The sequence below is a fragment of the Lonsdalea britannica genome (assembly GCF_002111595.1).
In the GTDB taxonomy this organism is placed as follows: Bacteria; Pseudomonadota; Gammaproteobacteria; order Enterobacterales; family Enterobacteriaceae; genus Lonsdalea; species Lonsdalea britannica.
The window spans coordinates 192358-214927 of the sequence record NZ_LUTN01000005.1 but is presented as its reverse complement, the minus strand read 5'-3'; the positions used below and the strand labels follow the sequence as shown (position 1 = coordinate 214927).

Here is a 22570-nt window from a genome sequence, read left to right as displayed (position 1 = left end):
TGCTTTAATTATTGGCTGATTTTCCACCGCTGGAAGTAAGCCTCTCTCTTATTTATCGGATAACCTATTTCCTTCCCGGGTTATCCGATATCTCGATTCTTTCTATTTTTTATCTCCTCCGTTTCTTATAAGAACATATTCAGCGCACTTCCATTCCTAATCAAAATCATCGATAAAAATTATTCTCTGCCGATTTTTTTATATTTCAATCCCGTTTCATTCCGATCTGTTTTGATGCTAATGATTGATTTTATGGATAATTACCAGTCTGGCTTACAACCTGGTTAGGGCTGTATTCTTTGCCTTCGTGAGTGACCTTAATTCGTCATTTCTGACGCATAAAGGCGAGTTCATAGAATGATTCGTGGAGAAGAAAAATAAATCGGCGGGTCGTTTAATTCGGCGTTAATTACCGTTGAGGCCAGGTGAAAATGGTGAAGATAAATTAAACGGCGAAGGCGTAAAAAAGCGCGAATTAACTACGAAATAGGGGGGCATCGAAGCGTCATGGTAAACGCGGGGGTGTGTCATAAAAATGTCATATTTCGTACATTTAACTGTCACCGAATTGACCTATTTTTTGCTGCAGCAAACTACACTCTGATAATACACACTCGCTCTGGGTCTACACGTTGACAATATCCCACAGGAGGGATTATGAAACTGATTCGTACCACTGTTGCCAGTATTGTTGCAGCAAGTGTTTCTCTGACTACCGTCTCTGCTTTCGCTGCCGTTAACATCACCGGCGCAGGTGCGACATTCCCCGCGCCGGTCTATGCCAAATGGGCTGACTCCTACCAGAAAGAAACCAGCAATAAAGTTAACTATCAAGGTATTGGTTCTTCCGGTGGTGTTAAACAGGTGACGGCGAAGACCGTCGATTTCGGCGCATCCGATGCTCCGTTGACGGATGAGAAGCTGACTCAGGACAAACTGTTCCAGTTCCCAACCGTCATCGGCGGCATCGTGCTGGCGGTTAACGTTCAGGGCGTAAAGCAGGGTGAGCTGACGCTGGATGGCAAAACGCTGGGCGATATCTACCTGGGCACCATTAAAAAATGGAATGATCCGGCTATCGCTAAGCTGAACCCGAACGTCAAGCTGCCGAATCAGGATATCGCCGTGGTCCGCCGTGCAGACGGTTCAGGCACCTCCTACGTATTCACCAGCTACCTGGCTAAGGTCAACGCACAGTGGAAAGAGAAAGTCGGGTCCGGCAACACCGTGAGCTGGCCGACCGGTCTGGGCGGTAAAGGCAACGACGGGATTGCCGCTTTCGTACAGCGTCTGCCGGGTTCTATCGGCTACGTTGAATACGCCTATGCTAAACAGAACAACCTGGTTTACACCAAGTTGATCTCCGCTGACGGTCAAGCGGTCAGCCCGTCTGGCGCGTCGTTCAGTAATGCGGCGAAAGGCGTAGACTGGAGCAAATCCTTCGCACAGGACCTGACCTTCCAGAAGGGCAGCGACGCATGGCCTATCACCTCCACCACCTTCATCTTGCTGCAAAAAACGCAGAATAAACCTGAGATCGGCAAAGAAGTGCTGAAGTTCTTCGACTGGGCTTACGATAAAGGCGCTGCTCAGGCGGAAGCGCTGGATTACGCGACATTGCCGAAAGAGGTCGTTGAGCAGGTGCGCGCAGCGTGGAAAACCCAGATTAAAGACAGTGAAGGTAAAGCCCTGTACTAATCGGACGTTGTACGATAGAACGTTTCCCATTATGTAGTCACTGAGAGGTGGATAAACCGGAAACGGCATATCCACCTTTGAACTTTTCATTGGGTTATCCCAGTTTATTAGGAAGAGAGTTGTATGGCTGAATATAAGCCAACCATTACTCCACCAGGAAAACATGGCGACGTGATCTTCGGCGCGGTGGTCCGGTTGGCGGCGCTGTTAACGTTGTTGCTGCTGGGCGGTATTATCGTTTCTCTGATTATTGCGTCCTGGCCCAGTATTCAAACCTTCGGTTTTTCATTCCTGTGGACGAAAGAGTGGGATGCACCCGCTGGTAAATTCGGTGCGCTGGTCCCGATTTACGGCACCATCGTCACCTCCTTGATCGCACTGATTATCGCTATACCCATCAGTTTCGGCATCGCGCTATTTCTGACGGAGCTGGCTCCGGGCTGGCTCAAACGTCCATTAGGCGTCGCCATTGAGCTGCTGGCGGCGATCCCCAGCATCGTGTACGGCATGTGGGGGCTGTTTATTTTTGCCCCGCTGTTCGCGCAATATTTTCAACAGCCGGTAGGAAACGTACTGTCAGCGATCCCGTTCGTGGGGGCCTTATTCACCGGTCCTGCCTTCGGCATTGGTATTCTGGCCGCGGGCGTGATTCTGGCCATCATGATCATCCCTTATATCGCCGCCGTTATGCGCGACGTCTTTGAGCAGACGCCGGTTATGATGAAAGAGTCGGCTTACGGCATTGGCTGCACCACCTGGGAAGTGATCTGGCACATCGTGCTGCCGTTCACCAAAAATGGGGTGATTGGCGGCGTCATGCTGGGTCTGGGCCGCGCGTTAGGCGAGACCATGGCGGTGACCTTCATTATCGGTAATACCTATCAGTTGGACAGCGTTTCGCTGTTTATGCCTGGCAATAGCATTACCTCCGCGCTGGCCAACGAATTCGCCGAGGCGGATTCCGGGCTGCATACTGCGGCGCTGATGGAGCTGGGGCTGATTCTGTTTGTGATTACATTCATTGTCCTGGCCTGCTCGAAATTTATGATCATGCGTCTGGCGAAAAATGAGGGAGCGAGCTGATGGCGACGATGGAAATCGAACGCAGCGACGAGATAGCGCGCAATCGACGCAAAATGCAGTCCTGGCGTCGGCAGAAAAACCGTATCGCGCTGTGCCTGTCCATGTTGACCATGGCGTTCGGGCTGTTCTGGCTGATCTGGATTCTGTTCTCCACTTTTACCCGGGGATTCGACGGCATGTCGATGGCGCTGTTCACTGAGATGACGCCGCCGCCCAACACCCCGGGAGGCGGTCTGGCGAATGCGATCGTCGGCAGTGGACTGCTGATCTTATGGGCGACCTTGTTCGGCACGCCGCTGGGTATTCTGGCCGGTATCTATCTGGCGGAGTACGGCCGTAAATCGCTGATCGCCGAAGTGATTCGCTTCATTAACGATATTTTGCTGTCGGCGCCTTCCATTGTGGTCGGCCTCTTCGTTTATACGCTGGTGGTGGCGAAGATGGAGCATTTCTCCGGCTGGGCTGGCGTGATCGCACTGGCGCTGTTGCAGGTGCCGATCGTGATCCGAACGACTGAAAACATGCTGAAGCTGGTGCCGGACAGCCTGCGCGAAGCCGCATATGCGCTGGGAACGCCGAAGTGGAAAATGATTTCCGCCATTACCCTGAAAGCCTCGGTATCCGGCATCATCACCGGGATTTTACTGGCGGTGGCGCGTATCGCCGGGGAAACGGCGCCGCTGCTGTTCACCTCGCTGTCGAATCAGTTCTGGAGCACCGATCTGATGAATCCGATAGCCAACCTGCCGGTCACCATCTTCAAGTTCGCCATGAGTCCCTTCAAGGAGTGGCAGGATCTGGCTTGGGCCGGTGTGCTGCTGATTACGCTCTGCGTTCTGTTGCTGAATATTGTGGCGCGCGTGCTGTTCGCTAAGAAAAGCGCCTAAAACCCTGTCGAGTGTTGCGTAGCAGCACCACCGCTAGAAGAGAGAAGTCTTGATGAGTATCGTTACTGAGACATCCACCAGCAAAATCCAGGTGCGTGATCTGAATTTCTATTATGGAAAATTTCACGCGCTGAAAAACATCACGCTGGATATCGCACAGAATCAGGTCACAGCGTTTATCGGTCCATCGGGGTGCGGTAAATCGACGCTCTTGCGCACTTTGAACAAAATGTATCAGCTCTATCCGGAGCAGCGCGCCGAAGGCGAAATCCTGCTGGATGGGAACAACATCCTCACTGATAGTCAGGATATCGCCCTGTTGCGCGCCAAAGTGGGCATGGTTTTCCAGAAACCGACGCCGTTCCCGATGTCGATTTACGACAACATCGCCTTTGGCGTTCGCCTGTTCGAAAAGCTGTCTCGCGTCGACATGGATGAACGAGTGCAGTGGGCGTTGACCAAGGCGGCCTTGTGGCAGGAAACGAAAGACAAACTGCATCAGAGCGGTTACAGCCTGTCCGGCGGTCAGCAGCAACGTCTGTGCATCGCGCGTGGGATCGCCATCCGGCCGGATGTGCTTTTGCTGGATGAGCCCTGTTCGGCGCTGGACCCGATTTCGACGGGGCGCATCGAAGAGCTGATTTCCGAGTTGAAGAAAGACTACACCGTGGTGATTGTCACCCATAATATGCAGCAGGCAGCGCGTTGTTCCGATCATACGGCGTTCATGTATCTGGGAGAGCTGATTGAATTCAGCGACACCGACACGCTGTTTACTGCGCCACAGCAGAAACAGACCGAAGACTACATCACCGGTCGCTACGGTTGATCAGGGGAGTTTGATGGAAAACCTCAATCTAAATAAACATATCTCCGGTCAGTTCAATGCTGAGCTTGAGCACATTCGCACTCAGGTGATGACGATGGGCGGGCTGGTGGAGCAGCAACTGACGGACGCCATCACGGCGATGCATAACCAGGATGAAGATCTGGCCAAACGCGTCATCGAAGGCGACGCCAAGGTTAATATGATGGAAGTGAGCATTGATGAAGCCTGCGTGCGCATCATTGCCAAACGTCAGCCTACGGCGAGCGATCTGCGTCTGGTTATGGCGATCATCAAGACGATTTCCGAACTGGAACGCATCGGCGACGTGGCGGACAAAATCTGCAGCACGGCGCTGGAGAAATTCTCGCACCAGCATCAGCCGCTGTTGGTCAGCCTGGAGTCTATGGGGCTGCACACGGTGCAGATGCTGCACGACGTGCTGGACGCGTTTGCCCGAATGGATCTGGAAGAGGCGATCCGCATCTATCGGGAAGACCGCAAGGTGGACAAGGAGTACGAGGGCATCGTGCGTCAGCTGATGACCTACATGATGGAAGACTCGCGCACTATTCCGAGCGTGTTGACCGCGTTGTTCTGCGCGCGTTCCATCGAACGTATCGGCGACCGCTGCCAGAATATTTGCGAAATTATTTTCTATTTCGTCAAAGGCCAGGATTTCCGCCATGTCGGCGGCGATGCGCTGGAAAAATTGCTCATCGAAAACGATGCGAAAAAAGACAGCTAACGTCTTGGTTCCTGCCTCACCGATAAGCCTCGCACTGCGGGGCTTTTTCTTTTTCCGGGCGGAAAAAATATCGCGACCGGCGGGATATGTAACATAACATTATATTATAGTCGGATATGTTATTTCCCTATATTTAGTCGGGTGTTAGCCTATAACCTATAAAAAACGGGGCAGGGATAACACATGAAAAATCGCTTTTTGACGTTAACGCTGGTGGCCGGATTGGCCACGCTGACAGGGACCGCTCAGGCGGATAAATTGGCGGATATTCAGAAGTCCGGCGTAGTCAAAGTCGCCGTGTTCGATAGCAACCCGCCGTTTGGTTATGTGGATCCCCAGAGCAAGAAGCTGGTGGGCTACGATGTCGATATCGCCGAAGCTGTCGGCAAAGCGCTAGGCGTCAAAGTCGAGCTGCGCGCCACCAACCCCGCAAACCGCATTCCGCTGCTGGTCTCGAAAAAAGTGGATCTCATCGCCGCTAACTTCACGATCACCGACGAACGCGCCAAACAGGTCAATTTCAGTATTCCTTACTTCTCCACCGGACAGAAATTCATCGCCCGCAAAGGCGTCCTGAAAACGCCGGAAGATATCAAAAACCTGCGCATTGGGGCGGATAAAGGCACCGTGCAGGAAATCACGCTGCGCGAGCACTACCCGACGGCCAAAGTGATCTCCTACGATGACACCCCGCTGGCTTTCGCGGCGCTGCGTAACGGCAACGTGCAGGCGATCACGCAGGATGACGCCAAACTGGTCGGTCTGCTGGCGAACGTCCCGGCGGCGCAGAAGGCGGAGTTTGAAATCTCGCCGTTCAGCATCACGCGCGAATATCAGGGTATTGGTATCCCCAAAGGGGAAGACGCGTTGACGCAAAAGGTGAGCGACGCGCTGTCGGCACTGGAAAAACAGGGTGAGGCAGAGAAGATCTATAACCGTTGGTTCGGGCCGGAGACGCTTTCCGCACAGCCGCGCGGCGACTTTAAGTTTGCGCCGTTAGATCAACAACCTAAAAGCTGATTTTCCCACAGATGACTGATGCTCTCATTCGCCCTCCGCACCGCGGGGGGCATTGTTGTTTATGATGTTTCCTGAAACGATACAACACTGGCTGACGGAGTGGCTGCTGGCGCCGCAATATCTGGCATGGCTATGGCAGGGTTTCCTGATGACCCTCGGCCTGTCCGCCGCCACCGTGGTCCTGGCCACGCTATTCGGCATGGTGCTGGCCGCCGCTCGCGACAGCCACATGCCCGTTCCGCGTTGGCTGGCTGTCGCCTATAGCGCCCTGTTTCGCAACACGCCGCTGCTGGTTCAGCTATTTTTCTGGTACTTCGGGGCCGGGCAGTTGTTCCCGTCGTCGGTGATGCAGTGGCTGAACACCCCGCATGAACTTTCTGCGCTGGGATTAGCACTGCCGTGGCCTTCCTTTGAATTTCTCGCCGGACTACTGGGTCTGACGCTCTACTCCAGCGCCTTCATCGCCGAAGAACTACGCGCGGGCATGGCGGGCGTCGCCACAGGACAGAAGTATGCCGCGCAGGCGCTCGGCCTAACCAGCTGGCAGGCAATGCGTTATGTGTTGTTGCCTCAGGCGCTGCGCATCGCCTTTCCGCCCTTGCTCGGACAGTACATGAACGTCATCAAGAACTCGTCGTTGGCGATGGCGATCGGCGTGGCGGAACTGTCTTACGCTTCACGTCAGGTGGAAACCGAGACGCTGCGGACCTTTCAGGCCTTCGGCGTCGCCACGGTGTTTTATATCGGCGCCATTGCGCTGCTAGAGGGATGGGGTATGTGGCGTCAACAGCGAAAATCGACGGAGGCGCGCTGAAATGGATTTTACGATCATCCGCGATAACTTCACCTATCTGATGTGGGGCACGTTTCCCGACGGGCCGCTGGGCGGAGCGGCGCTGACGTTGGCGATTAGCCTGATGGCGGGCGTCGCCTCGGCCATACTCGGCACGCTGCTCGGCATCGCGCTGGCGATGTCCCGGGGCTGGCTGGCCGCGCTGTTGGCGATGGTGTTGGGTTTTTTCCGGGCTATTCCCGTCATCATGCTGATTTTCTGGACCTACTTCCTGTTGCCTGTGCTGTTCGGCGTGGATATCCCGGAAATCACCACCGTCGTTTGCGCGTTGGCGCTGATCGCCTCCGCTTATCTTGCTCATGGGGTTAAAGCCGGGATTGTGGCGATAGGCCGCGGTCAGTGGCAGGCGGGGCTGTCGCTCGGCTTTAATCGCTGGCAGACGCTGGGCTACATCGTCTTGCCTCAGGCGCTGCGCATGATGGTGCCGTCGTTCATTAACCAGTGGATTTCCCTGATCAAAGATACATCGCTGGCGTATATCGTGGGCGTCGGCGAGCTGACGTTTCTGGCGACGCAGGTCAACAACCGCAGCATGGTGTATCCGCTGGAGGTCTTCCTGTTCGTGGCGTTGGTTTATTTTGTCATGTGCTTGGCGCTGGATGTGCTGGCGACCGGCATCAGCCGTCGTTATGGCGGCCGACGCGTCCAGAAAGTCGCCAGAGGCAAGGCGACGGCCTGACTGCTCAGCGCACTGATGTCAACGTAGACCAGCCGCGTTCGCGCCAGAGCGCGGGCAGTTGGCGCATATCATCGAACTGGGTGACCAGCGGGTGATGAATGGGGCGGTTGAGCGTATCGGCGCAATAATAAAACACGGGAATCCCGGCGGAAATGCCTGCTTGTACGCCAGCTTCTGAGTCTTCCACCAAAATACAGCGTTCAATCGCCACCTTCATCTGGTCGGCGGCGTAGTAGAGGATTGCCGGATCCGGTTTCCAGGTTTGAATGTCGTAACCGCTGTAAAGATGGTCGTTGAAGAAGGGCAGAAGCGCCGTTTTTCCCAGCGTGCGCTGCATTTTACTCACCGGCCCGTTAGAGACGACCGCCGTCGGAACCTGCAATTTTCCCAGCAGTTCGCGTACGCCTGGAATGGGTTGCAGGGCCGCGTCAAACAAACGGGCGATCTCGTCACGATACTCCTGCTCCAGCACGGCCATGTCTTGCGTCAAATGATAACGTTCGCAGGTGCGGAGAATGATGTCGTGAAGCCTGACGCCTTTAAACTCCGCGATGAATTGCTCTAATGCCAGCGAGATGTTGTAGGTGGCGAACACATTCACGTAGGCCTGACAGCACAGAACTTCGGTATCGACCAGCGTTCCGTCGCAGTCAAAGAAAACGCACTCAATCTGGGACATGACCTTCCTTAACCGGGGAGACAAAAGATACTTTTACTTTACTGCACAATGGGACGGTTGTAATCGCTTGTGGCCGTGGGCGAAGGCCGAATTCGCACGCCCGTGCTTCATGTTCCCGCTGTCACCTTCCACCACTTCCGCATATTCATAGGATGTCCTTATGGTAGATAAAAAAACGAGGCGACAGCGTCAACCGCTGAGAATTTTGGTATAGGATACCTGACGGATAATCTTTTCCTTTCTTCAGGCTATTATGACTCATGGATAAATCTCAAACTGGCTCCGCGTCTGAGCGTGGGTTGCTGCAACGCGTGTTCAAATTACGTCAGCACGGCACCACGGCGCGTACTGAAACGATTGCGGGCTTCACGACGTTCCTGACGATGGTCTACATCGTTTTTGTTAACCCGCAAATCCTCGGCGTGGCCGGAATGGATACGCAGGCCGTCTTTGTCACCACCTGTCTGATCGCCGCCTTCGGCAGTATCCTGATGGGCCTGCTGGCGAACCTGCCGGTAGCGTTGGCGCCTGCGATGGGTCTTAACGCCTTCTTCGCTTTTGCCGTAGTCGGCGCGATGGGCCTTCCCTGGCAGGTGGCGATGGGCGCTATTTTCTGGGGCGCAATCGGTTTCCTGTTGTTGTCCGTGTTCCAGATCCGCTACTGGATGATCGCCAATATCCCGCAGTGTCTGCGTTTAGGGATCGCCAGCGGCATCGGCCTGTTTATCGCGATGATGGGGCTGAAAAACGCCGGGATCATCGTGCCGAATGCGGATACGCTGGTTGCTGTGGGTAAACTGACCTCGCACAGCGTGCTGCTGGGCGTGCTCGGTTTCTTCATTATCGTGGTGCTCGCCTCACGCAACATCCATGCGGCGGTGCTGATCTCCATCGTTATCACGACGGCCATTGGCCTGCTGCTGGGTGATGTGAAATATACCGGCGTCTTCTCGTTGCCGCCGAGCGTCACTAACGTCGTGGGTCAGGTTGATCTGGCGGGGGCGTTGAACCTCGGACTCTCCGGCGTCATCTTCTCCTTCATGCTGGTTAACCTGTTCGACTCCTCCGGTACGCTGATCGGCGTGACCGAAAAAGCGGGGCTGGCGGATGAAAAGGGCAAATTCCCAGGGATGAAGCGCGCGCTCTATGTGGACAGCATCAGCTCCGTCGCGGGCGCCTTTATCGGTACGTCTTCCGTGACGGCTTATATTGAAAGCTCCTCCGGCGTCTCGGTCGGCGGTCGCACTGGCCTGACGGCCGTGGTGGTGGGCGTGTTGTTCCTGCTGGTGATGTTCCTGTCGCCGTTGGCGGGAATGGTGCCGGCCTACGCCGCGGCGGGCGCGCTGATTTACGTGGGCGTACTGATGACGTCCAGCCTTTCACGCGTGAAATGGGAAGACCTGACGGAAGCCGTGCCGGCGTTTATCACTGCCGTCATGATGCCGTTCAGCTTTTCCATCACGGAAGGGATCGCCCTCGGGTTTATCTCCTACTGCGTGATGAAAGCGGCGACCGGACGCTGGCGTGAAATCAGCCCGTGTGTGGTGGTGGTTGCTCTGCTGTTCCTGTTGAAAATTGTCTTCGTGGACGCCCATTGAGGTTTGCCCTGGCTAAAACAGCTGGGGGCCACGATTGATTCAACGAACTCGGGACGATGACAGGACGTTGTCCTCTTTCCTGATGACGATAAAAATAACGCGGCCATCGCCGCGTTATTTTTTTTCCGCCGGGTGGCTGGTCAATTTCATAAACCGCGCTGACTGGCGCTGTTGCTGAACAATCTCCGATGTCTTGCTGAGCCCTCCCGCCACCGTGTAGTTCCACAGTACCAGACGGTTTAGCTGAGGCGTCCGCGCGCAGGCCCAGGCCAGATAATCGTCGATGTCGCTCATCGCCTCTACCTCCGGCAAATGCGCTACGCGCAGTCGTCCGGACGCCGGATGAAGCTTCAATGACTCGCTCCCCTTCAGATTAAATTCCGGTATTTTGAGCACGGACTGGCGGATGACTGCAAGCTGAGAGGCGGCTTCCAGCGGATCGATTTGAGCGTCTACCCACGCCTTTTCCGCCTGCGTTTGCCATACCGACTGCGGCTGTTGGGACGCCCGTACATGGATGATCTCCATACTCATTCCCACACTGCCTGACTCGCTCAACAGTAGCCCGATGGTATTCCCCGCGTAGCTCAGGCTGAAGCTGGGCAGGTTGATATCGCTAAAACAGGGGCGGCCATTGGGCGCCGTCGCCAATGGGGGCAACATTGGATAGCCAAACAGATAAAACATGAGTTCTGCCAATAACGCCCGGCTTTTCAGGTAGCGCTCGCGCCGCTTCATCGAAAAACTTTGCGTTGAGGCGATCAGGTCGTCAGACAGGCGTTGCAGACTGGGCAAAACTTCCGTGCTGGTCCACCTGACGAAATGGCAGGTCATAGTTCACTCCATGATAATGACGCAAATCGTGGCGTCCGAGGTTAGCAGAGACGATATAAACGCTGCGATGCTATATATCACAGACAAAAATATTAACTAAGCACAAACTTACGGATTATTATTCAATTATTGGTACTGAAGCTGCTTTCGTCAAAATTCTCTCCCTGCTGCAACGGAGCAAGGAGAGTTACCGTCAGCGGAAGCGCCGGTGAGATAAGGGCGCGGCGTGATGGGATGACGGAGATTGTGACGTCCAATCTGCTATTGTTGCGCCGGAACCCGCCAGAAAGGCGACTATCTGGCGAATGGGAATTATCTCCCGCCGACTGCCATTGTCGCTCTTCTCTTTGTCGGCGCAGGGCATCGGGCGTGACCAACCGAAGGGCCGAGGTCGGACACACCCTGACGCAGGAAGGGCCGTCGGCCACGCCGTCGCATAAATCGCACTTACGCACTTCGCTGTGGGCGCGGGCGTCTCCCGCCTCTTGCGTCGAGCTCACCACCTGAATGGCGCCGAAGGGACAGGCGATGACGCAGCTTTTACAGCCGATGCAGCGTGAAGAGATCACCTGAATGCTGTCGTTCTGCGCGACCAGGGCGCCCTGCGGACAAGCGCTGGCGCAGGGAGCGTTCTCGCATTGATGGCAGAGTACCGGCACGCTGACGTCGGCGCTTTTGATGACTTTCAGCCTAGGGGCGAACGACGCGGTGTTCAGGCTGCTGAGCCCGCCGCCCGTGTGGGCGACGGCGCAGGCGATTTCACAGGTGCGGCAGCCAATGCACTGGCTGGCGTCGGCAATCACGAACGCATTCATCGCACCGGCTCCCTCAAATCGACGCGAGCGGTCGCTCCGGTCGTCTGCGTTTCGCACATCGCGTTGATCATGCTGTGCGCCGCCTTACGGCCGTCCGCGATGGCCGTCACCACCAGATCGGCGCCGCGCACGGCGTCACCGCCTGCGAAAATGCGAGGGTGACTGGTCTGGCAGGCATGACGACCGAGCGGTTGGGCTTCGATCTGCCCCCATTTATTGCGTTGCACCTGTGCGTCATCCAGCCACGGCATAGCGTGAGACTGAAAGCCGAACGCCGTAATCACGGCATCCACCGGATGGATGAACTCGGAACCGGCAACCGGCTGCGGACGGCGGCGGCCGCTGGCATCCGGCTCGCCCAGCTCGGTGCGGATCAGGCTGACGCCGCAGACTTCGCCTTGTTCATTGAGGCAGATTTTCTGCGGCTGCACGTTGAATATGAACTCCACCCCTTCCTCGCGGGCATTTTTCACTTCTTTTTTCGATCCGGGCATATTCGCTTCGTCGCGACGATAGGCGCAGGTGACCGACTCCGCGCCCTGACGTATTGAGGTGCGCACGCAATCCATGGCGGTATCGCCGCCGCCGAGCACCAGCACGCGTTTGCTCTGCATGGAGATGTAAGGTTCATCTTCTAAATCCGGCAGGCCCATCACCCGTTTGGTATTGGCGATCAGGAACGGCAGCGCGTCATAAACGCCCGGCGCGTCTTCGTTATCCAGGCCCGCTTTCATGGAGCGGTAGGTGCCGACGCCGACGAAGACGGTATCGAATTCGTCCAACAGCTGCGTCAGCGAAATATCACGCCCGATCTCGGTATTGAGATGGAATTCGATGCCCATGCCTTCAAACAGCACGCGGCGCTGGATCAGTACGTCTTTGTCCAGCTTGAATGAGGGAATGCCGAAGGTCAGCAGGCCGCCGATCTCTGGATGGCGGTCGAAGACCACCGCTTTGACGCCGTGACGCGTGAGGACATCGGCACAGGCGAGGCCGGCGGGACCCGCGCCGATGATCGCCGCCCGTTTACCGGTCGATTTGACCTGACTCAGGTCGGGCTTCCAGCCCATTTTCAGGGCGCTGTCGGTGATATAGCGTTCGATATTGCCGATGGTCGCTGCGCCATAAGACTCTTTGCCGAGCGTACACGCGCCTTCGCACAAACGATCCTGCGGGCAGACTCGTCCGCAAATTTCCGGCAGGCTGCTGGTGCGATGCGACAGCTCCACGGCTTCCATAATGCGGTCTTCTTTCGCCAGACGCAGGAGTTCAGGAATGTTGTTATGCAGCGGGCAAGTCCATTCGCAGATGGCGTGCTGGCCGCAGGTCATGCAGCGTCCAGCCTGATCGTGAGTCTGTTCCGGCGTAAAGCCCAGGTAGATTTCATTAAACGTGGAAATACGCTCGTTGAGCGATTTCTTGATGGCATCCATTCGCGGCCAGTCTTTGCGTTTAGCCAGCAGAGGGGGGCGTGATGGCGTAAAGGCCGGCGCCGCGCGCCAGTTTCCGGGCGCGGAACGCTGCGCCGTCTCGCGCTGTTTTTCCTGACGCTGCTGCTCTAGTGTGTGCTCACTAACTAAGCGCAACGCCTGGGTGGGGCAGGCTTCAACGCACGCCTGACCTTCGGCGCGGTCGATACAGAGATCGCATTTGTGAGCGGCTGCGGTATCCGGTGTTTTTTCCGTCGTTTCCACAGATATCGCGCCAAAGGGACAGGCAATGACGCAGGTTTTACACCCGATGCATTTTTTGGCGATGACCTGAATACTGTCCTCTTTTTTCACCAGGGCCTGTGTTGGGCACATGGCGGCGCAGGGGGCGTCTTCACAGTGATGACAGGTGACCGCCGTGTGCAGCTCGGCTTTATGAAAAACGTGGATACGAGGGGTAAAATTTTCCGCGCTTTCAGGATAAGCGCCATCGTTATGGGCAATCACACAGGCAATCTCGCAGGCTTTACAGCCGATGCAGTCCTTGGCGTTTGCGACGATAAACCGATTCATATCTTCTCCCGATAAGATCGTGTTGATGCAGGATTCGGCAATGAATAAAAGCCGATACCGCGTCTTACTTTATCTGTAAAATAACAAAAAGTAAGCGCTTGCTTACTTTTTGGGTGACGACCGTCACACTTTTTAATTGTCCGGCCAGAGCGAAAAGCATGGGGCTGGGGCGTGAAGTCCTATCAAGAATAGCGGCTTCGTAGTCTGGCGCTGGATTTTTATCCTAGCGGCTCCCCACCACGGCTATGTTGATATAGAACAGAGAATTAAAAAGAAGAATAATCAAATTTATTCAATATGTTAGCGTATTGAGAGTCATTATCTTGTACGCAAAACCCGGCGTGCGGCAAAGAGAACGATTGCGTGAGGTCTTTCAACGGTATCTTAAGGCTGTCGCGGTCGCTTCACGGCTGGGGCTGACGCCTCGCCTGAGGAGGGAGCGATCTGAATCAGGAGACGGGGAGCGTTATTCGGCGCGATTCCTGACGCGCAGGTGGACATGCCTGCGCTGTTGCGTTTTCATCGTGCTAAGCAGCATGGCCAACGCATCCAGTTTGTCGATAATTTGGGTGCCCAGATAGAAATAGCCGTAAATTTTGTTCTCTATCGCGATGTCATTTCCGACGTGCTCGACCAGCAGCGTCGACCTCAGTTCCTCCATCACATCCTGTTCGAACTCTTTATGATGGAATTTCTTGATGGCGTCAGGATCGTTAATATCGTCGCGAATAAGCGCCTGTAAAATTTTAAAACGGTAATCGATCGCGTAATTAATTTTCTTCGATAGGGAGGAGGCGCAAATAATATTGTGGCTAACCGGGCAGTCCCAGAAGGCTTTTTCTATCAGATTCAGATAAGAGATGATATCGAGAATAGTTTCTTGGAGTGACGCATAAGTTTTTTTATCTATTCTGGTTTCTTTCTGGGCAGGCGCGGAGAGTTTTAATATATTAGCGATGGTTTTTTTATTAATACTGTTAAGATTTTTTAATTCGGGCCGGTTGAATAGATTACGAGATAAATTAGCGCAGTAAAGCTGATGCAGATTGGATATGAGTTTATACAGTTCTATATTCCAGTGAATACACGCTTTGTGCGGAAAAATACTGGAAAAAATCACGGCGATGACGCAGCCGATAAAGACGTCAGAAATACGCCACAGCGCGATATCCAGATTTCCGCCTGACGCGCTGACGGTTACGGAAAGCGTAATACCAATCAGTATCCCGGCATAAGGAATCTTGCTCAATGTCAGGTAGCCGCAGGTAAATATACCGAGGGCGATGATCACGATCATGCCTGGAAAGGAGTACTTCCCGGCATAAAACGAGAGAATACCGAAGATGATGCCAATCAAGGTACCGGTTGAGCGCTGGATGGCCCGGGGGTAGACGCTGCCTTTATAGGACATCGGGCCCATGATGACGACCATAGTGATCAGGATCCACGAGACGTCTTTGACCAGGTCCAGTTTTGCCAGCAGGAGTAGAGCGAAAATAAAAGAAATCGTTAAGCGCAGCGCATGGGAGATACGATAATATTTATATTGTAAATTCTCTACTTTCATGGTCTTTTCTTTTAAAAGCACCCGCCAAATCACCATTAACCTCTGTGTGAAAGTTAATTATCGATCGCGAGCACCCCTATTTTCCACTGGTATGAAATGATGTCATCCAACAACGGACACAGAGGATAGCATCTTTTTTAACTAAAGTTAACAACAGCGCCGCTCGCAAAAAATCAAGCTTGTTCTTATAAGAAGATAAAGTCTCTGAGCTGAGGTAATAAATTGTAAGTCGATGTTTTTACCGCAAAGCCATCAGAAACTTCCCCTATTCACGATGAATATATATCTTTTTCGTTAAGGAAAGTGTTAATTATTTTAATGGACTGAGGGATAAATAAAAAAAAGAGGGATTAGTGTTGCGATGAATGATTCTGGGGTGAAAATATTATTAATCCATCAGGTTATGGCTATTCTCCACGATGACTCAATCAGCCTGACGCGGGGAAAGAGAAGGATATTTAATGATGACATCGCTAAACGATTGAACGCCGAATGACCGCTTTCCTATTACGGCGTTCGCACCAGACGGTAAAGATACCGGCACAGGCGATGATGGCCGCGCCGGCGATGGTGGAGCCCCCCGGCACGCTATCCAGGAAGAGATAACCGATCAGCATGGACCAGACCAGCGTGGTGTAGTCGAAAGGGGCCAGCAGCGAGGCGTCGGCGTAGCGCAGGCTTAGGGTAATCAGTATTTGCGCCATCCCGCCGAAAAAACCGCAGCCAATCAGCAGCAGGAGCTGGGGATAAGTCGGCATCAGCCAGCCGAAATACAGCGTGCCCAGACCGATAAACATCGTCATCAGCGAGAAATAGAACACGATGGCGCCGGGCTTCTCTACGCCGTTGAGGAAGCGAATTTGTATCGACGAGGCGGCGGTGCAGAGCGCGGCCAGTAGCGCGAAAACGACGCCGATGGCTGAGCCGGTGGCGACGCCGGAGGTGGAGGAAAAGATAGAGCCGCTGGCGCCCAGATACGCCGACAGCATGACAAGGATGCCCGAGAAGCCGACCACGACAGCCAGCCAACGATAAAATCGGACGATCTCTTTTAACAATATCGCCGCCATGATGACGGTAAATAACGGGGCGGCGTAGCTGATGGCGGTCACGTCCGCCAACGAAATATAGACCAGCGCCAGATAGTTAAAATACATACCGCCCGTGCCGGAAAAACCACGGATTAAATGGCCGAAAAGGTTGCGGGTTTTGATTAAGTCGAGAATATTGCCTTGAAACTTGAGCCAGATCAGCAGGGGAAATAACGCGACGAACGAACGGAAAAAAATGACTTCGCCGGTCGGGATTGCGCCGTTTAATCCTTTGACGCAGGCCAGCATTAATGTCGCGCACAGCGCCGACATTATTTTCAAGAGTACGCCCATTCTGGAATTCATTGTCTATTTTCACTCTTCGGCTGCAATATCGGCATTCGCTTTCCTGATGCGGGAAATTGCCCTAACCATAGAGTGACTGCGTTCGCGTCCGTTAAGATAATTTCGTTCTGTCTGGATAGTTTTTCCTTATATTTTCCTCCCGTCATACAAATTCCATATCACCACACACGCTTTCCGTCTTATACATCGGTTTTCTTCGCCTCTATAGTCAAACTGCTTGAAGAGTCACACAGCGTGATGGCTGTTATCTGTTTATTTTTAGTAAGTTACTTCATACCGCTTCTGCCGCGTTGGCGTCAGAAGAACTCTGAATCTTAATTAAAATAGCGGGGAATTCGTGATGAAATTGAAATTGCTTTCGGGTGCCGTATTGACCCTGCCTCTGTTGGCGGCATTGTCACCCGCCGCCCACGCGGATTTACTCGCGGATATCCACGCTCGCGGTCAGTTGAACTGTGCGGTCTACTCCGACGTGCCGCCGTTTTCGTCTCCCGATCCTAAAACGCGTCAGTTGGCGGGGATGGATGTCGATCTCTGTCATGCGCTGGCGAAGGAGATGGGGGTCAAGGCCAACCTGATGCCGACCTCGATTGAGGCGCGCATCGCCGTCATCGCCACCGGCCGCGCCGATGTGCTGGTCGCCAACCTGGCCTACACCAAAACGCGCGGCAACCAAATTCAGTTCAGCGACCCGTACTATGTGGCGAAAGAGATGCTGGTGGTGAAGAAGCCGAACGAAAACAAAACGCGGGCGGACTTTAAAGACAAACGCATCAGCGCGACCAAAGGCACCACCTCCGAGCAGTCCATCCATCTGGCGGGCGCTAAAGCCGTGACCTTCCAGGATGCGGCCTCTGCTTTCCTGGCGCTGGAACAAAACAAAGTGGTGGGCTTCGTCACCAACACTATGACCGCCATTAAAATGATTTCTCAGGCGCAAAAAGACGGTATCGAGCTGGGCATGATCAAAGAGCCGATGGCGCTCGAGCCGATTGGCGTCGGTATGAAAAAAGACGAACCGGCGCTGTTGGCGGCCGTGAACCGCAGCCTGAAGACGATGGACGACGCGGGCACGATCGACACAATCTGGAATACCTGGATTGGACCGAACACCGAGTACAAGATGGTGCGCGAAGAAAAAGTGCAGCCGCTTTCAAGTCTGAAATTCGAACCGCTGGAATAACTCATGACCATGCTGTCGCGCGACGTGCCGGAGCGCGTCTCCTTGACGCTCGTCAGTCAGGGCGAGCAGGTAAAAGTGTCAACGATTGGCGGTCGGGCCTATCTGGTTGATGCACCGGGCGATTTCGACCTGCCGGCGCAAAGGCGCATTTGGGCGCTGGCGGCGTTACTGCGGCAACGTGACGATATCGAATCCCTGATCCCCGGCGTGACCAATCTGCTGGTGCTGTTCAAGCAGACGCCGCCGGAGCCGTCCGCCGTCGTTGATCTGCTGAGGGAAGGTTGGGACCGTGCGCGGCTGTCACCTCGCAGGGCAAACGGATCGACATTCCCGTATGCTACGGCGGTGAGCACGCCACGGATCTGGATGCCGTATGCGAATTCACCGGTCTGACGGCGAAAGACGTCATTCGCCGTCATTATCAGGGCGAGTACACGGTTTTCGCGCTCGGCAGCGCGCCGGGGTTTGGCTATTTGCACGGTCTGGACCCGGCGCTGGCCACCCCGCGTAAAAAAGTGCCGTCGCTGAATATGCTGAAAGGCACCGTGACCATCGGCGGCGCGCAGACGGGGGTGTCGGCGCTGACCGGCCCAAATGGCTGGAACGCGATCGGCTTCGCCGATATGCCGCTCTTCGACCCCTGGGCGGACACGCCCGCGGTCATGGCGCCGGGAGACCGCGTCCGTTTTCTGCCTGAGAGGATTGAACTGTGATTGAGGTCATCAAAACCGGTCCGTTGAATACCGTTCAGGATCTTGGCCGCACCGGCTTTCGCCATATCGGCGTCTCGGTCAGCGGGGCGATGGATGCGCTGGCGCTGCGCGTCGGCAATCTGATGCTCGGCAATGACGAAAATGCCGCGGGGATTGAAGTACAACTTTTCCCTTTCCGCGTCCGTTTCACCGCTGACGGCGCCATCGCCCTGACCGGCGCCGATTGCCGCGCCGTGCTGGACGGTAACGCGCTGCCGCCCTGGTGGGCCTGCGCGGTGCAGGCCGGGCAGGTGTTAGAGATGTCGTATCCCCGCAGCGGCGCTCGCGGTTATCTGTGCGTGGCGGGCGGCATCGATGTTCCGTTGGTGATGGGATCGCGCAGTACCGCGCTGCGCGGCAATTTCGGCGGACTGGAAGGCCGACCATTGACGCAAGGCGACCGTCTGCCGACGGGAGACGCGATGCGGTGTGCGCTGCCGAAGGGCGGGATTGGCGCGGTGCCCCCAGCGGTGGCCTTGGCTGACGTATTTCCGGTTAGCCCGGAGGGCGTGATTCAACTACGGGCGATCCCCTCTGGCGAATTCGACCTGTTTGCTCATGACGCCGCGCGTTTCTGGTCGCAATCGTGGACCATTTCCCGGCACAGCAATCGCACCGGCTATCGCCTGAGCGGCGAGCCGCTCGTCCCGTCCCGAACGGTTGAAATGCGCTCCTATGGTTTGATCCCCGGCATTGTGCAGGTGCCTCCGGCGGGCGAACCCATCATTCAAATGAGCGATGCCAATACGGCAGGCGGCTATCCCAAAATCGCGGGCGTTATCGAAGACGACCTGTGGCGATTGGGACAGGCGCAGGCGGGCGATCGGCTGCAACTCATCGAAAGCGATGCCGCCGAGGCCATCGCCGTCAATCGCGCGGTGAGGGACTACCTGTCTGCCGTCACCCGCAGCTGTCATCAGGTCGCAGCCGTGGCGCTGAACGGCTAATCACCGGGTGCCGCAGGCCTGTCCATCTGGCGGCGGCATCAGCGCAATTGAGCCTCTCTCACCTTCCTCTGAATAACGACGTACTGTTCCTCTCTCTGCGCGGTTTCCCCCGCAGGTTTCTCTCTTTGCCTACGTGGCGTCTGGCAGTATGTCGTGCGGTTGAACGGAGCGCTTGCAGGCATAAAAAACGGGGCGCAGAAGCGGCCCCGTTCTTTTGTCAGACTCGGTGAGATGACGTTTAACGCATTCCTTCGCAGAAGGCGGCCAGACGGTCGCAGCCTTTTTGCAGTATCTCCATGCTGGTGGCGTAGGAGAGGCGGAAATAGGGACTCATACCGTAAGCCGCGCCCTGCACCGTCACCACGTGGTGCTCTTCCATCAGCGCCATCACGAAGTCGGCATCGTTGGCGATGTAGCGGCCGCCTTGGGTGGTTTTCCCTATCAACGCGGCGATGTTCACAAACAGGTAAAAAGCGCCTTGAGGTTTGTGACACAGCAGGCCGTGGATAGCGCTCAGGCGCTCCAGCACATAGTCGCGTCGCTGGCGATAAATCTCCGCGCGCTCTTTCAGTAGATCCTGCGGGCCGTCCAGTACCGCGACGGCCGCCGCCTGCGTTAACGTGGTCACGCCGCCTGCGTTCTGCGTATTGACGTTGCTCATCGCTTTGATCAGGTCGTTTGGTCCGCCGCAGAAGCCCAGCCGCCAGCCGGTCATTGACCAGGCTTTGGAGACGCCGTTGACCGTCAGAACGCGATCTTTCAGTCGGGGTTCGACTTCCGCCATCGTGTAAAAGGTCACATCGTCGTAGATCAGATGTTCATAAATGTCGTCGCTCAGGATCCAGATATCGGGATATCGCAGCATGACGTCCGCGATCCCCTGCAAATCGGCCCGGCTGGCGACCGAACCGGTGGGGTTGCTGGGGTAGTTGAGCAACAGCCATTTGGTTTTCGGGGTGATGGCCGCCTTAATCGCCTCCGGATAGGGTTTGAAGTTGTTTTCCTGCGGACAGGCCACGGGCACCGGAACGCCGCCCGCGAACTTCACGATATCGGCATAGCTAATCCATGAGGGGGACGGCAGCAACACTTCGTCGCCCGGATTGATCGTCGCCATGAAGGCGTTAAAGATAATCTGCTTGGCGCCGCCCGCGGTGATGATCTGACTGATATCGTAGTCCAGATGGTTGTCGCGCTTGAACTTACGCTGAATAGCCGCGCGCAGCGCCGGTGTCCCGTCGGTGGGTGGATAGCGGGTATCGCCCGCCAGCGCGGCGGCGTAGGCGGCCTCCGAGGCGTGTCGCGGTGTGGGAAAATCCGGTTCCCCGGTGGATAAGCCAATAACATGGATACCCTGTGCGGCGAGATCTCGCGCTTTCTGCGTCATGGCCACAGAAGCGGAAACGGTGACATTTTTTAGGCGATCGGCAATTTCAGGCATGTGCGGAGATTCCAGTCAGTCAGGGGCGTCATGCCGGTGAGGCCTGCAACGGAAGGATCAGGCGTGCGGCACGGTGCGAAAAGCAGGTCGATGAGAGACCCAGGTTGGGAAGAGCATAAAAGTGAACCCGGCGCAGAGGCCAATAGCGCTTTGTTGTGGTGACATAACCGAACGCGATGGTTGCCGGTGTCAGGCCTGTGGGGGATGGTGACCGCATTGCTTCAGTATGGTGCAAAAGGCGGAATGACTCGTGACAGACGCGGCGAGCTCATATGGTCTAACCCACTGAAATCACACTCTCTATCGCCCCAGAACCACGGTTATGCGCGTTGGCCCCAATCTTGCTTTGATTAACCTCAAGATCCCGCAGTGAGGAAGCCACTATGAATCTCCGTCGACTTAAATATTTCATCAAGATCGTTGACGTGGGCAGCCTGACGCAGGCCGCCGATGTTCTTCATATCGCGCAACCTGCTCTTAGCCAGCAGCTGGCGACGCTGGAAGGCGAGGTCAATCAGCAGCTGTTAATCCGCACCAAGCGCGGCGTCACGCCGACCGAAGCGGGCAAAATTCTCTACACGCATGCTCAGGCTATCCTGCGCCAGTGCGATCAGGCGCAAATCGCCATCGACGGCGCCGGGTTGACCCTCTCGGGCAGCGTATCCGTCGGTCTGGCGCCGGGGACGGCCGCCCAGCAGCTGGCGCTGCCGCTAATGAAGGAAGTGCATCGGCAGCATCCCGGCATCGTGCTGTATTTCAACGAAAACTTCGGCACTACGCTCAGTGAACTGATCATGAACGGGCGCATGGATATGGCGGTGATTTACGGTAGCCGCGAGATCCACGGCCTGCGTTTTATGCCGCTGATGAAGGAAGATCTTTATTTCGTCTGCCCGCACGTGCTGGACGCGCCGAAAAGCAGCATTTCTCTGGCTGAGGTCGCGCGTTACGACCTGTTCCTGCCGCGAATCTACAACACGATGCGCAAAGGCGTGGATGATGCCTTTATTCAGGCGGGCGTGTCCTACAAGGTCAACTGCGAAATTGAGTCGCAAACGACGCTGAATGCCGCCGTGAGCGAAGGATTAGGCTGCACGATCATGCCGGAGTCCGCCGCGCGCGCCATGCTGCAGGCCAGCAACGGGTGGATGGCGAAGATCGTCGATCCGAATATTCAGGTCTCCCTGACGTTTTGCATGTCGGACCATTTGCCGCTTTCGCAACCGGCGAAAGTCGTGAAAGACATCCTGTTGTCGCTGATGGTGAAACGCACCACGGACAACCGTCCGCTGGCGCTGGTGGGGTAATAAGTCTCCCTTATCGTTGCAAAGCGAAACCCTCTTACCGAATCAACCTGTCGCCACGTTAGAGTGCGAACATCCCCAGTACGCCGGGGCGACGGGTGGTTGTCGGACGTCGGCGACAGGCGGCGATTCCGGTTGTATTTGCGCCCTGCCTGCCAACGTCCCCCTTTCCTGTGTTGACCGCCTGTCTGTCCAGCTATTCACGGGAAGCGCCCGTCGCGTGGCGAAATGATGTCGGACGAGTTGACAGGATATT

At 55.5% G+C, this 22570-nt stretch carries 18 protein-coding genes and 2 pseudogenes; 13 read left to right on the top strand and 7 right to left on the bottom strand.

Annotated elements, in window-relative coordinates:
* The first annotated feature begins 657 nt into the window (after positions 1-657).
* The 8 genes from pstS to AU509_RS06440 all read left to right on the top strand — a co-directional run bounded on the left by pstS (position 658) and on the right by AU509_RS06440 (position 7794).
* A complete protein-coding gene (pstS, locus tag AU509_RS06475; protein WP_085650632.1) occupies positions 658-1698 on the top strand; it encodes a phosphate ABC transporter substrate-binding protein PstS in 1041 nt (346 codons plus the stop codon).
* 123 nt (positions 1699-1821) lie between these two features.
* Positions 1822-2781, top strand: coding sequence for a phosphate ABC transporter permease PstC (pstC, locus tag AU509_RS06470; protein WP_085650633.1), 960 nt, complete (start codon positions 1822-1824; stop codon positions 2779-2781).
* Positions 2781-3668: a phosphate ABC transporter permease PstA gene (gene pstA / locus AU509_RS06465; protein WP_094117946.1), complete on the top strand. Its 888-nt coding sequence runs from the start codon at positions 2781-2783 to the stop codon at positions 3666-3668. The genes pstC and pstA overlap by 1 nt, the downstream gene beginning before the upstream one ends.
* Before the next feature lie 52 nt (positions 3669-3720).
* Complete coding sequence (gene pstB / locus AU509_RS06460; RefSeq protein ID WP_094117945.1) at positions 3721-4497, top strand: phosphate ABC transporter ATP-binding protein PstB; 777 nt, start codon at positions 3721-3723, stop codon at positions 4495-4497.
* A gap of 13 nt (positions 4498-4510) precedes the next feature.
* Positions 4511-5242, top strand: coding sequence for a phosphate signaling complex protein PhoU (gene phoU, locus AU509_RS06455; RefSeq protein WP_085650636.1), 732 nt, complete (start codon positions 4511-4513; stop codon positions 5240-5242).
* A 183-nt stretch (positions 5243-5425) separates the two neighbouring features.
* The gene (locus AU509_RS06450; RefSeq protein WP_085650637.1) at positions 5426-6262 is read left to right on the top strand and encodes an ABC transporter substrate-binding protein; all 837 of its coding nucleotides are present in this window, start codon (positions 5426-5428) and stop codon (positions 6260-6262) included.
* Positions 6263-6326: 64 nt separating this feature from the next.
* Positions 6327-7076: an amino acid ABC transporter permease gene (locus AU509_RS06445; RefSeq protein WP_085650802.1), complete on the top strand. Its 750-nt coding sequence runs from the start codon at positions 6327-6329 to the stop codon at positions 7074-7076.
* Position 7077: 1 nt separating this feature from the next.
* A complete protein-coding gene (locus tag AU509_RS06440) occupies positions 7078-7794 on the top strand; it encodes an amino acid ABC transporter permease (RefSeq protein WP_085650638.1) in 717 nt (238 codons plus the stop codon).
* A gap of 4 nt (positions 7795-7798) precedes the next feature.
* Here the strand turns inward: AU509_RS06440 and yieH are convergent, their stop codons facing one another.
* Positions 7799-8473 (bottom strand): 6-phosphogluconate phosphatase, encoded by a 675-nt coding sequence (yieH, locus tag AU509_RS06435; RefSeq protein ID WP_094117944.1) that lies wholly within the window; start codon positions 8471-8473, stop codon positions 7799-7801.
* Between the two features lie 260 nt (positions 8474-8733).
* Here yieH and AU509_RS06430 point away from each other — a divergent pair, with 260 nt between their 5' ends.
* Complete coding sequence (locus AU509_RS06430; protein ID WP_085650640.1) at positions 8734-10071, top strand: NCS2 family permease; 1338 nt, start codon at positions 8734-8736, stop codon at positions 10069-10071.
* Positions 10072-10185: 114 nt separating this feature from the next.
* Here AU509_RS06430 and AU509_RS06425 read toward each other — a convergent pair whose 3' ends face one another.
* The 5 genes and pseudogenes from AU509_RS06425 to AU509_RS06405 all read right to left on the bottom strand — a co-directional run bounded on the left by AU509_RS06425 (position 10186) and on the right by AU509_RS06405 (position 16687).
* Entirely contained in the window at positions 10186-10905 is a 720-nt protein-coding gene (locus AU509_RS06425; RefSeq protein ID WP_085650641.1) for a 4'-phosphopantetheinyl transferase family protein, read from the bottom strand.
* 308 nt (positions 10906-11213) lie between these two features.
* A pseudogene (locus AU509_RS06420) lies at positions 11214-11720 on the bottom strand (4Fe-4S dicluster domain-containing protein); the annotation flags it as partial.
* A complete protein-coding gene (gene aegA / locus AU509_RS06415; RefSeq protein WP_094117942.1) occupies positions 11717-13723 on the bottom strand; it encodes a formate-dependent uric acid utilization protein AegA in 2007 nt (668 codons plus the stop codon). The gene aegA and the pseudogene AU509_RS06420, both read right to left, overlap by 4 nt.
* Before the next feature lie 466 nt (positions 13724-14189).
* A complete protein-coding gene (locus tag AU509_RS06410; RefSeq protein ID WP_162896328.1) occupies positions 14190-15290 on the bottom strand; it encodes an FUSC family protein in 1101 nt (366 codons plus the stop codon).
* 473 nt (positions 15291-15763) lie between these two features.
* Positions 15764-16687, bottom strand: a complete 924-nt coding sequence (locus AU509_RS06405) for a DMT family transporter (protein ID WP_085650645.1) — start codon at positions 16685-16687, stop codon at positions 15764-15766.
* Between the two features lie 340 nt (positions 16688-17027).
* Between AU509_RS06405 and AU509_RS06400 the strand changes: the two genes are divergently transcribed.
* The 3 genes and pseudogenes from AU509_RS06400 to AU509_RS06390 all read left to right on the top strand — a co-directional run bounded on the left by AU509_RS06400 (position 17028) and on the right by AU509_RS06390 (position 19569).
* A complete protein-coding gene (locus tag AU509_RS06400) occupies positions 17028-17870 on the top strand; it encodes a transporter substrate-binding domain-containing protein (protein WP_085650646.1) in 843 nt (280 codons plus the stop codon).
* Positions 17871-17879: 9 nt separating this feature from the next.
* Positions 17880-18583 (top strand): annotated as a pseudogene (gene pxpB, locus AU509_RS06395) (5-oxoprolinase subunit PxpB).
* Positions 18580-19569, top strand: a complete 990-nt coding sequence (locus AU509_RS06390) for a 5-oxoprolinase subunit C family protein (RefSeq protein ID WP_094117941.1) — start codon at positions 18580-18582, stop codon at positions 19567-19569. Before pxpB ends, AU509_RS06390 begins: the two are co-directional and overlap by 4 nt.
* 238 nt (positions 19570-19807) lie before the next feature.
* Here the strand turns inward: AU509_RS06390 and AU509_RS06385 are convergent, their stop codons facing one another.
* The gene (locus tag AU509_RS06385; protein WP_094117940.1) at positions 19808-21010 is read right to left on the bottom strand and encodes a pyridoxal phosphate-dependent aminotransferase; all 1203 of its coding nucleotides are present in this window, start codon (positions 21008-21010) and stop codon (positions 19808-19810) included.
* Positions 21011-21393: 383 nt separating this feature from the next.
* Here AU509_RS06385 and nac point away from each other — a divergent pair, with 383 nt between their 5' ends.
* The gene (gene nac / locus AU509_RS06380) at positions 21394-22317 is read left to right on the top strand and encodes a nitrogen assimilation transcriptional regulator NAC (RefSeq protein WP_094117939.1); all 924 of its coding nucleotides are present in this window, start codon (positions 21394-21396) and stop codon (positions 22315-22317) included.
* Positions 22318-22570: the final 253 nt, after the last annotated feature.